Source organism: Streptomyces longisporoflavus, from assembly GCF_014649775.1.
Classification (GTDB): Bacteria; Actinomycetota; Actinomycetes; order Streptomycetales; family Streptomycetaceae; genus Streptomyces; species Streptomyces longisporoflavus.
In genome coordinates this window covers 15,129-28,768 of the sequence record NZ_BMTR01000053.1, presented here as the reverse complement: position 1 = coordinate 28,768, position 13,640 = coordinate 15,129, and the positions used below count along the sequence as shown (strand labels likewise).

Sequence of the window (13,640 nt, the reverse complement as noted above, 5' to 3'; positions counted from 1 at the left end):
ACAGTCATGCCGGGCCCGGAGGCCAGCAGTCCCATTGCAGGACCGCGGAAAAGATAACGGGGGGCAGCGGGGGACAGCGGGAGACAGCGGGGAGGCGGCAGAAAGCGGCGCCGCTCAGCCCGCGAGACGCGTGATCACGATGTGGTCACTATCAGCTTGCCGCGGGTGTGCCCCGCGCGGATGAGGTCGTGGGCCTCGGCCGCCTTCTCCAGGGGGAAGCTCCGCGCGATCTCCACCCGCAGCCGGCCGTCGCCGGCCATCCGCCCCAGTTCCGTCAGGTCACTGGTGGACGGGCGGGTGAAGACGTACGTCCCGCCGAGCGCCCTGACCTGCGGGTCGGCCACCGACACGAGGCGCCCGCCGGGGGCGAGCAGTTCCGGTGAGACCCGCAGGGCGCGTTTGCCCGCCGCGTCCAGGACGGCGGTCACGCCGCCGGGCGCGAGGGCCCGTACGCCTTCGGCCAGTGCTTTTCGGTAGGCGACCGGTTCGGCGCCCAGCGCGCGCAGGAAGTCGTGGTTGTCCTCGCTCGCGGTGCCGATGACCCGCGCGCCGAGAGCCACGGCGATCTGTACGGCGAAGATGCCGACACCGCCCGCGGCGGCGTGCACGAGCACCGTGTCCCCGCCGGTGACGCGCAGTCGGTGCACCAGGCTCTGGTAGGCGGCGAGGCCGGCCAGCGGTATTGCGGCTGCCTCGGACCAGGTCAGCCCGGCCGTTTTGGGCGCGAGGGTGCGTACCGGGGCCGCGACGAGGTCGGCGAAGGTGCCGTGGCCGAGGCGGTCCGGCCATACGAAGCCCATCACCTCGTCGCCGGGCGCGTATTCGGTGACGGCGGGTCCGGTCCGCTCCACCACTCCGGCCACGTCGAAGCCGGTGACGACGGGGAACACCGTGTCCATCACGGGCGCGAGCAACCCCTCGCGCGCCTTCCAGTCGATGGGGTTCAGGGAGGCGGCGCGCATGCGGACGAGTACGTGGTCGGGGCCGAGCAGGGGGTCGGGCAGTTCGCCGTACTCCAATACCCCGGACCCGCCGAAGCGCCGGAAATAAACCGCCTTCATCGATGCCCTCCGCCTGCTCGCCGTGCACTGCCGTTCGGACGTCGGTGTCCGTAACAGCAGCCTGCGCGGCGGACCCGGGCGGATTCCTTGACGGGAACTGAAACCGGGGTTCAGCCCTCCGGCGCGAAGCGGGCGAGCAGCAGGTCGACGCGCTCCCGCATGAGTGCGGGCCGCAGCCGGCCGCTCCGTTCCAGGACGACCATGCCGTGCAGCGCTCCCCAGATGACCTCGGCGGCGAGTTCGGCGTCGCCCGCGGGCGCCACGGCGACGACCGCCGCGATCAGCTCGCCGAACGTCTCGATGAGCGGCCCCGGGGTCTCGGCGGACGCGAAGGCGAGCGGTGTGGAGAGCTCGAACATCGCGCTGTAGAGGGCCGGGTTGGCGCCGGCGAAGTCGAGGTAGGTCTCAATGACGGCCCGCAGCGCGGCAGTTGGATCGTCCGCGGATTTCCTGGCCGCTCGCAGCGTGCCCGTCAGCTCCTCGAAGCCCTTGAGGGCGACCGCCCCCACGATGGCCTCCTTGCCGTGGAAGTGGCTGTAGAGCACCGGCTGGCTGTACTCGATCTCCTCGGCGAGGCGCCGGGTGGTGACGGCGTGCCAGCCCTCCGCCTCGGCGAGACGGCGCGCGGTGTCCAGGATGAGCTGATTGCGGCGCTGGTACTCGCGTTCGCGCCGTGCACGGATCGACATGCCCACACATTAGCCACCCGGCGGGCGCGGGAAACGCCGTTGCGCGGCCACTGACAGGATTGCTAGTGTCGCTAGATATCCACGGGGGGTGGTGTCTGCCCACGGGCGAGCCATGCCTCTGGACGCAACTGTTCCGATACGGACGATCCGCATCTGGAGGAATGGTGACCCAGCGTTCGCCCGCCACGGCCGCGGTGGACCGCAACCGCACGACGTGGGCCATGATCATCACGTCCCTCGCCGGCTTCATGGCATCGCTCGACATCCTCATCGTGGTCACCGCGCTGCCCGCGATCCGGGACGATCTCGGCGGTGGCATCGAGGACCTGGAGTGGACGGTCAACTCCTACACGCTCACGTTCGCCGTGCTGCTGCTCCTCGGCGCGGCCCTTGGCGACCGCTACGGACGGCGGAGAATCTTCGTCGTCTCCATCGCGGTGTTCACCGCGGCCTCGGTCGCCGCGGCGCTCAGCACATCGACGGGGGCGCTGATCGCGGCCCGCACGGTCCAGGGCGCGGGCGCGGCGATGATGGCTCCCCTCACGCTCACGCTGCTGACCACCGCCGTGCCCAGGGAGCGGCGCGGCCTTGCCTTCGGCCTGTGGGGCGCGGCCAACGGACTGGCCCTGGCGCTCGGCCCGTTGGTGGGCGGCCTCGTGGTGGAGGGCATGTCCTGGAAGTGGATCTTCTGGGTGAACGTCCCCGTCGGACTGCTCCTCATCCCGCTCGCCCACCGGCGGCTGCGCGAGAGCCACGGACCGGCGGGACGACTCGACACGGTCGGCACCCTGCTGGTCAGCCTGGGTCTGCTCGCCCTGGTCCTGGCGCTGATCGAGGGCAACGGGCAGGGCTGGGGCTCGGCTCTGACGCTCGTCGAATTCGGCCTGGGCGCAGTCCTGTTGGCGCTCTTCCTGCTCTGGGAGTCCCGCGCACGGCACCCCATGCTGCCGCTGCGGATCTTCCGTGACCGGGCCTTCAGCCTCGTCAACTCGGCCAGCCTGCTGATGTTCGTGGGCCTGTACGGATCACTGTTCCTGCTGACCCAGCTCCTGCAGATGGTGATGGGCTACTCCCCGCTGGAGGCAGGCCTCCGTACCCTGCCGCTGTCCGCGATGCCCATCGCCGTGGCGCCGCTGGCGGGCGCGCTCTCCGACCGGATCGGCAGCCGTCCCGTGGTCGCCATCGGCATGGCCTTGCAGACGACGGGCCTGACCTGGCTCGCGGCGGCCATCGAACCCGACACCGCGTACCCGGTCCTGGTCACGCCGCTGGTCCTCATCGGCGTCGGCATGGCCCTCTTCTTCTCGCCGGTCGCCAACCTGGTCATGAGCCGGGCCGCCCCGGCCGAGGAGGGCATCGCGTCGGGGGTCAACAACGCGCTGCGCCAGCTCGGCGGCGTACTGGGCGTGGCCCTGATGGGCGCGGTCTTCGCGGCGCAGGGCGGCTACGGCTCACCGCGGGAGTTCACCGACGGCCTCGTGCCCGCGCTCTGGATCGGCGCCGGAGTCCTCGCGGTCGCCTGCGCGCTCACCCTCGCCGTCCCGCGCCGGCTCGCCCCCGTGACGGCCCCGGCCGCCGCCCCGCCCGACGAGGCCGGCCTCCGTGTCGTACGGCGCCTTTTCGAAGAAGTCCTGGACGGGCAGGACCTGTCGGTGATCGAGGAGATCTACCGCCCCGACGCCGTCGACCACGCCCCCTTCCCCGGAGCGCCGCCCGGCCTCGAAGGGGTCCGCCACAGCATCACCGAGGTGCTCGGCGCCTACTCCGACACCGCGTACCGCATCGAGGCCATCGAGAGCCGGGGCGAAACCGTGCACGTCAAGGTCCACTTCCAGGGGCGGCCGACCAGGCGGCTGCTGGGCCAGCCGGGCGCCAAGGGCGCCGTGCACACCGTCCAGGGCCTCACCTTCCGCCTCTCCGGAGGGCTGATCGCCGAACGCTGGGCCGAACGCCCCGTTCCCTGCCCCGACCCCCTGAACTGCCGTAACACCGCAACCGACTTACCACTGCAGCCCGCTGCCCACGGAAAGGACTGAAGACCGATGGCCACTGCCCAGCACGCGATCATCGCCGGGGGAGGCATCGGCGGTCTCGCCGCCGCCGTCGCCCTGAACCAGGCCGGGATCAGGACCACCGTCTACGAACGCGGCGCCGAGCTGCGCGTGGGCGGGGCCGGACTCCACCTGTGGACCAACGCCATGCTGGCCCTGGAGAGCCTGGGCCTGACCGAGGAAGTGCGCAAGACCGCTCCGGTGCAGCAGTTCTGCGAATTCCGCACCTGGCGCGGCGACTTACTCGCCTCCTGGCCGGTGGGCGAGTTCGCGGACCGCTTCGGCCAGCCGACCGTGGCCGTCGCCCGGTCGGCGCTGCACGAGGTCCTGCGGTCGGGACTGACCGAAACCAAGATCCACACGGGCGTCGCGCTCGACGGCTTCGACCAGGACGACGAGGGGGTCACCGCCCGCTTCGGCGACGGCAGCACCGACCGCGCCGACCTGTTGATCGGCGCGGACGGCGTCGGCTCCGCCGTCCGCGCGCAGCTCCTCGGCAACACCCCGCCGCGTTACGCGGGTTGTGTCGCCTGGCGCGGTATCGCCGAGCTCGGCCCGGAGACGATCCCGGCGGGCAGCTTCCGCTCGATCTTCGGGCGCGGCACCCGCTTCGTCTACTACGACATAGCGCCCGGCCGGGTGCACTGGATGAGCGTACGGAACGGCCCGGCCGGCGGCGCCGACGACCCCGGCGTCCTGCGCACCATCGCCCGGCGGCACCTCGGCTGGGCCGACCCCGTGCAGCGGATCATCGCCGCGACGGACGAATCCACGGTGATCCGTACCGACATCGTCGACCGTGCCCCCGACGCCGCATGGGGCCAGGGCCGCGTGACGCTCCTGGGCGATGCGGCGCACCCCATGTCGTTCAACGTCGGCCAGGGCGCCTGCCAGGCGATCGAGGACGCCGTGATCCTGGCCGAACGGCTGCGCGCCGAGGACTCCGTGCCCGCCGCGCTCGCCGCCTACGAGAAGGAGCGCAAGCCGCGTACGGCATCCATGCAGAAGGCCGCCCACATCCTCGGCAAGCTCGGCTCCTGGTCGAACCCGCTCGCCGTGAGCGCCCGCCACCTGATCATGCGGGCCGGGTGGGAGCGGGGCGCGTTCAAGGCCATCGAGGCCGACGCCCGCTACGGCACCCGCTGGGCCTCCGCGGCGAAGACCCCGGCGGCGTGACGGAAGAGTTCGAACGGAACGGTGTGACATGCGTTGAGAATTGACGGAAGCGGTCCTCCGGGCTCCCCGGAGGACCGCACATTTTTTTGCTTGTGATTTACCTCGCGAAAGGATGCTCGGCCGCTGCGGCGAGCACCCCTTCTGCGATAATCAATACAACATCTCCGAACCAGAAGGTGCTCAGGGCTTGCGAAATTGCGAATAATTCACGCCACGGGGGATTACGGATGAATATCGCATTCCAAGTGCTCGGGCCTGTTGAACTGCGTATAGATAGCCAGCAGATCGATCTGGGCCCGGCACGCCAGCGTAGTTTTCTTGCGGCTCTCCTCATAGAGCCCCAGCAACCCGTTTCCATCAACACACTCATCGACCGCGTCTGGGCCGGCCATCCGCCCGACGGCGTCCGCAGCGTCGTGTACACGTACATCGCACGCCTGCGCCGCATCCTCGCCTCGGCCAAGCCCGAGGGAGGCCACCCCATCCGGCTGCTGCGCGACTCGTCCGGATACCGCCTCGACGTCACGCCGGGCCACGTGGACCTGCACCGGTTCCGCGGCCGGCTCGCCCGCGCCCGCGCCATGGACCCGCACGATCCGCAGCGCTGCCACGTCCTTGGCGAGGCGCTCGAACTGTGGAAGGGCGAGGCGCTCGCCGGCCTCGACAACGAATGGGCGACCCGGCTCAGGCACAGCCTCCAGCAGCTCAAGAACGACGCCCTGGCCGAATGGGCGCAGGCGGAGCTGCACGCGGGACGCAGCGCGACCGTCATCTCCGAGCTGCGGTACGCCCTGTTGCAGGAGCCGCTCGCCGAGCTCCTGCACGAGCAGCTGATCCGCGCACTCCTGCACTCGGGGCAGCAGGCGGAGGCCCTGAGCCAGTACGAGCGGGCGCGCCGCGTCATCGCGGACGAGCTCGGCTCCGACCCCGGGCACGGGCTGCGGGAACTGCACCGCCAGGCGCTCAACGGAACCCTGCCCGCGCCGCCGGAATCGGTCCACGCGCGAGCCGAGGCCGCAGCCGCCCCACCGCACTGCACCGAGGAGGAACACGGCGCACGCCCGCGGGAGGCGGCGGCGCCGGGGCCCAGTCTCCTGCCGGGGAACGCCGCCGACATCTCGGGGCGCGAGAAGTACCTCGAACTGATCCACCGGGTGTACACCGAGGAGGGGTCACGGCCCAGGGTCCTCGTGCTCGTCGGAGGAGCGGGGGTCGGCAAGACGGCGCTCGCCGTGAACGTGGCGCGCGGTGTGGGGGCGCACTACCCGGACGGAACGCTCCTGGTCGATCTGCGGGGCAGCGGCGACCGGCCGCTGAGCGGCACCACGGCCGTCCTGCGCGTCCTGAGGGCCATGGGGGCCGAGCCCGGCGAGGGCCGTGACCTCGACGAACTGGTGACGCTCTACCAGTGCGGGCTGCGCGGCAGAAGGATGCTGCTCGTCCTGGACGACGCCGCGGACGACGGGCAGATCCTGCCCCTCCTCTCGAACGAGCCGGGCTGCGGTGTCCTTGTCACCAGCCGCAGGCCCGCCCTGCGTCCCGTCGGCGCCCGCGTCCTGCCGGTGGGCCCGCTGTCGTACGAGGACAGCCTCCAGCTGCTGCGCGACCTGATCGGCGAGCAGCGCGTCAGAGCCGAACCGGCGGCCGCCCGGGAACTGGTGGAGCTGTGCGAGGGGCAGCCGCTGCCGTTGCGTGCGGTCTCCAACCGGCTGCTCGCGCGTCCGCACTGGTCGCTGCGGATCACGGTGGAGCGTGCGCTCGACGAGGAACGCAGGCTCGACACGCTCTCCTACGGGTCGCTGGACTACGCGGCGCGACTCACCGGCGTGTACCGGCAGCTGACCCCCATGGCGGCAGCCGTCCTCGCGCGCCTCGGCTCCCGCCCGGCCTCGGACGCGGTGTCCGCGGACCAGATCATGTCCGGCCTCTCCGTGGAGGAGGCGGAGGAGGTCCTGGAACAACTCGTGGACGCCCATCTCCTGGACGTCGCGGGAGTGGATTCACACGGCACCGTTCGCTATCGCATCCACGGGCTCCGCCGGTTATTCGCCAGGAAAATGGCGGAGCGGGAAGAGATCTGCGCCCCGGTCGGGCGCTGACCGCTGATCCCGGAGCGAAAACGGAACTATTTCCTCCCCGACCCCGGTCTGCGGTCAGCCGCAGGCCGGGGTTCCTTCTGCTCTCTTTCCAGGTTGTCCGGATCCCTTCAAGGTGCCCTCAAGATTCCCTCCCGGGTGGCCGGCGGAAAGTGGTTGAGCGGGCAGGGAAAGCCGTACGAACACGGCCCCCGACCCGGAATTCCGAAAAGGCAGGAGGGCAGATGTCATTCACCGTTCCGGCGCCCGGAGCACTCGCGCGGGAGGCGGCGGCCGGGCAAGCCCCGGCGGCCGAACCCCCGCCCACCGGCTCCGCGCTCGCCATGTTCCCGGGCCAGGGTTCACAGCGGCCCGGCATGGCCAAGCACCTTCTGGCGCGGTACCCGGACAGCGCGGGGCGGGTGCTGCGGGACGCGGGCCGCACGCTCGGAGTGCCGCTCGCCGAGATCTGCGTGAGGGGCACGGCCGGGGAACTGGCGCAGACGGAGATCACCCAGCCCGCGGTCCTCGCGGTCAGCCTCGCCACCTACGAAGCCCTGCGCCAGGAGCACGGGTTCACGCCCGCCGCCGTCGCGGGGCACAGCCTCGGCGAATACACGGCGCTCGTCGCCGCGGGAGTGCTCACCGCCGAGGACGCCGTACGCCTCGTGCTGCGCCGCGGCACGCTGATGGCCGAGGTCGGCAAGCGCGTCACCGGCGCCATGACCGCCGTCGTCGGCCTGAGCTCCGCCCGCGTCGAAGCACTGTGCGAGGACGGCGGCATTCCCGGAGTCGCGGAGGTCGCCAACTACAACGAGGAGCGGCAGACGGTCGTCTCCGGCGAACTCGCCGCGGTGACCGAAGTAGGCCGCAAGGCCGCGGAGGCGGGAGCCGAGCGCGTGGTGCCGCTGCGCGTCAGCGCGCCCTTCCACTGCTCCCTGATGCGGGAGATCGAGCCGGAGTTCGCCGCCGCCCTCGACGACTGCGCCTTCGCCGACCCGCGCATCGCGGTCCTCAGCTCCGTGACCGGCACCAGGGTGCGCACCGGCGCACAGGCACGCCGGCTCCTGCGCACCCAGCTCGCGGGACCCGTGCGCTGGCTCGACGTACTGCACACGGCACGCGCCGAGGGGCTCGGCCCGTACGTCGAGACAGGACCCGGCCGGGTGCTCAGCGGCTTCGCCCGGCGCACCCTCCCCGAGGCGACCGTACGCAGCACGAACGACGCCCGGCACATCAACGCCCTGGTGCGCGCCGGCACGCGCTAGCCCTCACACCATCCACCGCACGACACACCCGAACCGAGAGGAACACCATGACCACCACGGCCACCGCACTGCTCCCCGCCGTCCAGGAAGCGATCGCCGACGCACTCGGCATCGACGAGGCGGAGGTACTGCCCGACGCCACCCTCCTCGGCGACCTCGGAGCCGAGTCCATCGACCTCCTCGACATCCTCTTCCGCATCGAGCGGGTCAGCGGCGTCAAGGTCACCGTCGCCGACATCGGCGACCTGCTCCAGGGCGGCATCCCCGACGAGGAGTTCGGCGACGAGAACGAGGTCGTCAACGACACCGGACTGAGCCACCTGGAGCGGGTGCTCCCGCAGTTCGACCGCACGCAGCTCGCCGAGCCGCTCACCGCGGACGGGGTGCTCGGCCTGTTCACCGTGCAGAACCTGCTCGACCTCCTCACCTCGCGTACGGCAGCCAGTGCCGCCTGAGACACCGGCGCTGCCCGGCATACGGGTCGGCGCCGACCTCGTCGAGGTCGCGCGCGTGGAGCGCCTCATGGCGGACAATCCCGGCCTCGCGGACCAGGTGTTCACCGGGCGGGAGCGGGCGTACTGCGCGAGCCGCCCGCGCCGCCGCGGTGAGCACCTGGCCGCCCGCTTCGCCGCGAAGGAAGCCGTGCTCAAGGCGCTCGGCACCGGGGCCGCGGGCGCCGACTGGACGGAGATCGAGGTCGTCAACCAGGCCAACGGGCGCCCGGTGCTGCGGCTGCACGGTCGGGCGGCGGCACTGGCCGACCGCAGACAGGTGCGGCAGACCGACATCTCCCTCTCGCACGGGGCCGGACTCGCCACCGCCTACGCCGTCCTCGTATGCGCGGGGCCGGACAAGGACCAGCACGACCCGCAGCACCAGCAGGACACGACCGGACGGGCAACGACATGAAGCTCCACAACCAGGCGGCCTTGGTGACCGGCGGTTCCCGCGGCATCGGCAAGGCCATCGCCCACGCACTCGCCGCCGAGGGCGCCTCGGTCGCGGTGAACTACCGGACCAGGCGCGAGGACGCGCTGGGCGTCGTCAAAGAGATCGAGGAGGCCGGCGGACGGGCCGTCGCGCTTCAGGCGGACGTCTCCGACGCGGTGGCCGCGCGGGCACTCGTCGAGGACGCCAAGGAGGCGCTCGGCGGCCTGCACATCCTGGTCAACAACGCCGGCGTCACGGACAACGGCCTGATCTGGGACATGGCGCCGGACGGCTGGTGGGAGGTGATGCGGGTCAACTTCGGCGGCGCCTACCACTGCACCAACGCGGCGGCCGAAGGGCTGATGAGACAGCGCCGGGGCGCGATCGTGAACATCTCGTCCGTGATGGGCGAGCGCGGCTGGGCCGGACAGTCCAACTACTCCGCGTCCAAAGGCGCGCTCAACGCCTTCACCCGCAGCACCGCGATCGAACTCGCCCGCTTCGGCGTACGGGTCAACGGCGTGCTCGGCGGCATCGTCCCCACCGACCTGGTCGGCGACGTCCTTGCCAAGGACGGCGGCCGGGGCATGAAGAGGCAGATCCCCGTGCGGACCTTCGCGGACCCGGGGCAGCTCGCCTCGGTCGTCACGTTCCTCGCGGGCCCCGACGCCTCGTACATCACCGGCGAACTCGTACAGGTCGACGGCGGGCTCACCGCGCAACTCGGCATCGGCCACCCCTAGAAGACGCAACGAGCAGAAAGGAACGGACACCATGCGGTTCCACCTGATCGACCGCATCGACTCCTGGCAGCCCCATCGGCACATCACCGCGCGCAAGGTGACCTCCGTCCACGAAGGGCACTGGCAGCAGACTCCGGACGGCCCGCGACTTGCCTTCGGGCTGATGCTCGAGGCCCTGTGCCAGGCGGGCACCTGGCTGATCATGCTGAGCACCGAGCACCGGAAACGGGCGGCGCTCCTGACCGTGCGCGAGGCCATCGCGTCCGGGCCCGTACGGCCCGGCGACACCCTGCGCATCGAAGCCGTCGTCGTCTCGCGCAGCGAGGAGGCCGCCGTCATCGACGGGACGGTCACCTGCGAGGGCAGGACCGTCCTCGAGGCGAACGGCATCATGTGTGCCCTGATCGACGCCGAAGAGCTGGACGACCCCGCCGACACGGCACGGATGGCGTCCCGGCTCCTGGGCACCAAGGCGGCGGCATGACGGGGCGCAGGGTCGTCATCACCGGCTTCGGCGCGGTCACCCCGCTCGGCAACGACGCCGGGTCCACCTGGCGGGGGCTGCGCGAGGGCCGCTCCGGAATCGGGCCGCTGACGCTGTTTGACGCCGCCGAGTTCCCGGTGCGCATCGCGGGACAGGTGCGGGACTTCGACGCGCGTACGGCGATCGGGGCCGCTCATAAACCCGGACGGTTCACCCGCGCGGGACAGTTCGGGATCGCCGCGGGCCTTGAGGCGCTGCGGCACGCGGAAGTGCCACCCGGCACGTACGAACCCGACGATTGCGGTGTCTCCCTCGGCGCCAGCGTGGGCCGGCCCGACCTGCAACTCCTCGTCGACATCGGCCAGTTGCGCCGGGAGAGCGGCAATCCCGACGCGTTCCTCGCGCAGAGCCCGCACCAGGTCCTCATGGACGACCAGAACCTGCCGCTGAGCGCCCTCGTCCAGGCGGTCGACGCGCGTGGACCCGCGATCGGCGTCAGCACCGCATGCGCCGGCTCCGCGCACGCGATCGGCGAAGCCTTCAGGTGCATTCAGGAAGGCGACGCGGAGCTGATGCTCGCGGGCGGCCACGACTCGCTCACCAGCTGGTGCGACATGCTCGGCTTCAGCCTGCTCGGCGCCATGACCGACCGGCACAACGACGACCCGGAGCACGCGTCGCGGCCCTTCGACGACGACCGCTCGGGGTTCGTGGTCGGCGAGGGCGGGGTCGTCTTCGTACTGGAGGAGCGCGATGCCGCGCTCGCCCGCGGGGCCACCGTCCACGCGGAGCTGCTCGGCTACGGCAGCACCCTCAACGCCTGGCGGATCACCGACTCGCCGCCCGACGGCTCCGGCGCCGACCAGGCCATGGAGCGGGCCGTCGAGGAGGCCGGAACCGGCACGGGCGGCATCGACTACGTCGTCGCCCACGGCACCGGCACACCGGGCAACGACCTCTCGGAGACCGTCGCCCTGAAGAAGGTGTTCGGCGAGGACGCCGCACGGCTCGTCATCAGCTCGCCCAAGTCCATGGCCGGACACCTGACCGCGGCCGGCGCGGGACTCAACGTACTGGCGGCCATCGGCGCGATACGCGAATCCGTCGTGCCGCCGACCCTCAACCTCGACACACCCGATCGCAGGCTCGGCCTCGACTACGTGCCCCACGTGGCCCGCAGGACGCCGGTCCGTGCCGCACTCGTGAACGCCTTCGCGTTCGGCGGGAGCAACACCAGCCTCGTCGTCGCAGCCCACCGGGAGGACACATGAACACGCCTGCCGACACGGCGCCCCTGCCGCTGCCCGCGAGCACGACGGAGACAGCCGGCCAGGTCCGGATCCGGTACCACCCGCGGTTCGACCGCCCCGTACGGCTCGGACCGGGCGAGGAGGCGACGGCCGTACGCAACATCCCGAACACCCTGGACGTCTTCGCCACCCACTTCCCCCGCAAACCGGTCCTGCCCGGCGTTCTCCTCCTGGAGAGCATGGCCGCGCTCGCCGCCCTGGTGTGCGAGGAGCACGACACGTTCGCGCCCGCGAGCTGGCGGCTGAGCGGCGTGCGGGGTGTGGGCTTCCGCCACTTCATCGGCCCCGGCGACCAGGTGGAGATCCGCGTCCGCCGCACCGGACACCGCGGGCGGTCCGCGGACTTCAGCGCATCGGCCCGGGTGGACGACCGCATTGTCGCCACCGCCCGCACGCTCACCATGACCACGGGAGAAGCGACGTGAACGACAGCCGTACGCACACGGACACCGGCGCCCCGCGCCGGGTGGTGGTCACCGGCATCGGCCTTGTCACCGCGCTCGGCGAAGGCACCGCGGCCACCTGGGAGGGGCTGCTCGCCGGGCGCTCGGGCATCGCCCCCCTGCGCGGCTACGACCCGGCCGCCCTGCGCACCCGCATCGGCGCGCAGATCGAGGACTTCGACCCCGCCCGCTACCTCAGCCGCCGCTCCCTGCGGATGGTGTGCCGCGGCGACCAGCTGGGGGTCGCGGGCGCCGCGCTCGCGCTGGAGGACGCGGGCCTTACCGACGGAACGGGCCCGGCCAGCGGGGCCGAACTCGGCTACCGCACCGGCCTGTTCCTCGGCGGCAACAAGGACATGCCGCGCATGGACGGCCTGGTCGACGGCGTCACACGCATCCGCCGCGAGGACGGCACCCCCGACCTCGGCGCGCTCGGCCGGGACGCCTCGTCGATCCTGGCACCGCTCTTCTACGTGGAGGGACTCCAGCCGGCGGCCCTCTTCCACATCTCGCAGAAGTTCGGCATCCGGGGCGCCAACGACTTCTTCGCGGGCACCGCCGACGCCTCCGCGACGGCCGTGGGCCGCGCCTTCCGGGCCGTCAGGCGCGGGGAGTGCGACGTCACCCTGGCGGGCGGCTACGACGAGCCGACCTCCTGGTGGACCATGTCCAAGATGGACGGTCTCGGCGTCCTGACCACCCGCAACGACCTGGGCGCCGACGCCTGCCGGCCCTTCGACAGGGAGCACAGCGGCTCCGTCTTCGGCGAGGGCGCGGCGCTGCTCGTCCTGGAGGAACGGGAGCGGGCCCTGGCGCGCGGCGCCCGCGTCTACGCCGAGGTCGACGGCTTCGGCGGCGGCACCGACTGCGTACGGCCCCCCGGCACGCACCCGCGGGCCCGCGGCCTGGCCCGCGCCATCACCCGCGCGGTGCGCGACGCGCGCCGGGAGACCGCCACCGACTACATCGCGGCGCACGGCTGCGGCACACCGCAGGGCGACGTGAGCGAGACCCAGGCCCTGCACGACGCGCTCGGCACCGCCGCGAAGACGGCCCAGATCAGCAGCGTGAAGCCGCAGACGGGCCATCTCGTGGGCGGGGCAGGGGCGTTGAACGCCGCCGTGGCGGCACTCGCGCTGCACCACGGCACGGTTCCCGCGACGCGGGGCCACGCCGAACCGGCCGCCGGGTGCGACCTGGACTGGGTGCCGGGCAGCCCCCGCGACACGCGTCCCGCAAGCGCCCTCGCGCTGGCGCGGGGGCTCGAAGGACAGGCCGCCGCGCTCTCGATGCGAGCGGACCGCTGAACACCGCCGGTCGCGCACCGGCACTCGAAGACAACGGGGATCAAGCATGCAGAACGCACGGAACACGAGGAACACACGGAACGCACGGAACGCACGGAACTCG

The 13,640-nt window shown here is 71.9% G+C and carries 13 protein-coding genes; 11 read left to right on the top strand and 2 right to left on the bottom strand.

What is annotated here, in order from left to right; all coding sequences use genetic code 11:
• Nucleotides 1-134: 134 nt before the first annotated feature.
• Both IE226_RS41760 and IE226_RS41755 read right to left on the bottom strand, forming a co-directional pair.
• Complete coding sequence (locus IE226_RS41760; RefSeq protein WP_190086756.1) at nucleotides 135-1,061, bottom strand: NADP-dependent oxidoreductase; 927 nt, start codon at nucleotides 1,059-1,061, stop codon at nucleotides 135-137.
• 110 nt (nucleotides 1,062-1,171) lie between these two features.
• Nucleotides 1,172-1,750, bottom strand: coding sequence for a TetR/AcrR family transcriptional regulator (locus tag IE226_RS41755; RefSeq protein WP_190086755.1), 579 nt, complete (start codon nucleotides 1,748-1,750; stop codon nucleotides 1,172-1,174).
• 161 nt (nucleotides 1,751-1,911) lie between these two features.
• On the opposite strand from IE226_RS41755, the gene IE226_RS41750 reads away from it, so the two are divergent.
• The 11 genes from IE226_RS41750 to IE226_RS41700 all read left to right on the top strand — a co-directional run bounded on the left by IE226_RS41750 (nucleotide 1,912) and on the right by IE226_RS41700 (nucleotide 13,537).
• Nucleotides 1,912-3,786, top strand: a complete 1,875-nt coding sequence (locus tag IE226_RS41750; RefSeq protein WP_190086754.1) for a DHA2 family efflux MFS transporter permease subunit — start codon at nucleotides 1,912-1,914, stop codon at nucleotides 3,784-3,786.
• Nucleotides 3,787-3,792: 6 nt separating this feature from the next.
• The gene (locus IE226_RS41745) at nucleotides 3,793-4,977 is read left to right on the top strand and encodes an FAD-dependent monooxygenase (protein WP_190086753.1); all 1,185 of its coding nucleotides are present in this window, start codon (nucleotides 3,793-3,795) and stop codon (nucleotides 4,975-4,977) included.
• Nucleotides 4,978-5,204: 227 nt separating this feature from the next.
• Nucleotides 5,205-7,076: an AfsR/SARP family transcriptional regulator gene (locus IE226_RS41740; RefSeq protein WP_190086752.1), complete on the top strand. Its 1,872-nt coding sequence runs from the start codon at nucleotides 5,205-5,207 to the stop codon at nucleotides 7,074-7,076.
• A 221-nt stretch (nucleotides 7,077-7,297) separates the two neighbouring features.
• Nucleotides 7,298-8,320, top strand: coding sequence for an ACP S-malonyltransferase (gene fabD, locus IE226_RS41735; RefSeq protein WP_229871927.1), 1,023 nt, complete (start codon nucleotides 7,298-7,300; stop codon nucleotides 8,318-8,320).
• A 47-nt stretch (nucleotides 8,321-8,367) separates the two neighbouring features.
• Nucleotides 8,368-8,775, top strand: a complete 408-nt coding sequence (locus IE226_RS41730; RefSeq protein ID WP_190086751.1) for an acyl carrier protein — start codon at nucleotides 8,368-8,370, stop codon at nucleotides 8,773-8,775.
• On the top strand, nucleotides 8,765-9,229 hold the full coding sequence (gene acpS, locus IE226_RS41725) for a holo-ACP synthase (RefSeq protein ID WP_229871926.1): 465 nt from the start codon (nucleotides 8,765-8,767) through the stop codon (nucleotides 9,227-9,229). Before IE226_RS41730 ends, acpS begins: the two co-directional genes overlap by 11 nt.
• Entirely contained in the window at nucleotides 9,226-9,993 is a 768-nt protein-coding gene (locus IE226_RS41720; protein WP_190086750.1) for an SDR family NAD(P)-dependent oxidoreductase, read from the top strand. Before acpS ends, IE226_RS41720 begins: the two co-directional genes overlap by 4 nt.
• A gap of 31 nt (nucleotides 9,994-10,024) precedes the next feature.
• On the top strand, nucleotides 10,025-10,477 hold the full coding sequence (locus tag IE226_RS41715) for a hotdog family protein (protein WP_190086749.1): 453 nt from the start codon (nucleotides 10,025-10,027) through the stop codon (nucleotides 10,475-10,477).
• Nucleotides 10,474-11,748, top strand: a complete 1,275-nt coding sequence (locus IE226_RS41710; RefSeq protein WP_190086748.1) for a beta-ketoacyl-[acyl-carrier-protein] synthase family protein — start codon at nucleotides 10,474-10,476, stop codon at nucleotides 11,746-11,748. Before IE226_RS41715 ends, IE226_RS41710 begins: the two co-directional genes overlap by 4 nt.
• Nucleotides 11,745-12,212, top strand: a complete 468-nt coding sequence (locus IE226_RS41705) for a 3-hydroxyacyl-ACP dehydratase FabZ family protein (RefSeq protein ID WP_190086747.1) — start codon at nucleotides 11,745-11,747, stop codon at nucleotides 12,210-12,212. The genes IE226_RS41710 and IE226_RS41705 overlap by 4 nt, the downstream gene beginning before the upstream one ends.
• Entirely contained in the window at nucleotides 12,209-13,537 is a 1,329-nt protein-coding gene (locus tag IE226_RS41700) for a beta-ketoacyl-[acyl-carrier-protein] synthase family protein (RefSeq protein WP_229871925.1), read from the top strand. Before IE226_RS41705 ends, IE226_RS41700 begins: the two co-directional genes overlap by 4 nt.
• Nucleotides 13,538-13,640 lie beyond the last annotated feature (103 nt).

Coding starts and splice junctions, on each gene's coding strand:
- IE226_RS41760 (WP_190086756.1), bottom strand. CDS start 1,061: ATGAAGGCGGTTTATTTCCGGCGCTTCGGCGGGTCCGGGGTATTGGAG.
- IE226_RS41755 (WP_190086755.1), bottom strand. CDS start 1,750: ATGTCGATCCGTGCACGGCGCGAACGCGAGTACCAGCGCCGCAATCAG.
- IE226_RS41750 (WP_190086754.1), top strand. CDS start 1,912: ATGGTGACCCAGCGTTCGCCCGCCACGGCCGCGGTGGACCGCAACCGC.
- IE226_RS41745 (WP_190086753.1), top strand. CDS start 3,793: ATGGCCACTGCCCAGCACGCGATCATCGCCGGGGGAGGCATCGGCGGT.
- IE226_RS41740 (WP_190086752.1), top strand. CDS start 5,205: ATGAATATCGCATTCCAAGTGCTCGGGCCTGTTGAACTGCGTATAGAT.
- fabD (WP_229871927.1), top strand. CDS start 7,298: ATGTCATTCACCGTTCCGGCGCCCGGAGCACTCGCGCGGGAGGCGGCG.
- IE226_RS41730 (WP_190086751.1), top strand. CDS start 8,368: ATGACCACCACGGCCACCGCACTGCTCCCCGCCGTCCAGGAAGCGATC.
- IE226_RS41720 (WP_190086750.1), top strand. CDS start 9,226: ATGAAGCTCCACAACCAGGCGGCCTTGGTGACCGGCGGTTCCCGCGGC.
- IE226_RS41715 (WP_190086749.1), top strand. CDS start 10,025: ATGCGGTTCCACCTGATCGACCGCATCGACTCCTGGCAGCCCCATCGG.
- IE226_RS41710 (WP_190086748.1), top strand. CDS start 10,474: ATGACGGGGCGCAGGGTCGTCATCACCGGCTTCGGCGCGGTCACCCCG.
- IE226_RS41705 (WP_190086747.1), top strand. CDS start 11,745: ATGAACACGCCTGCCGACACGGCGCCCCTGCCGCTGCCCGCGAGCACG.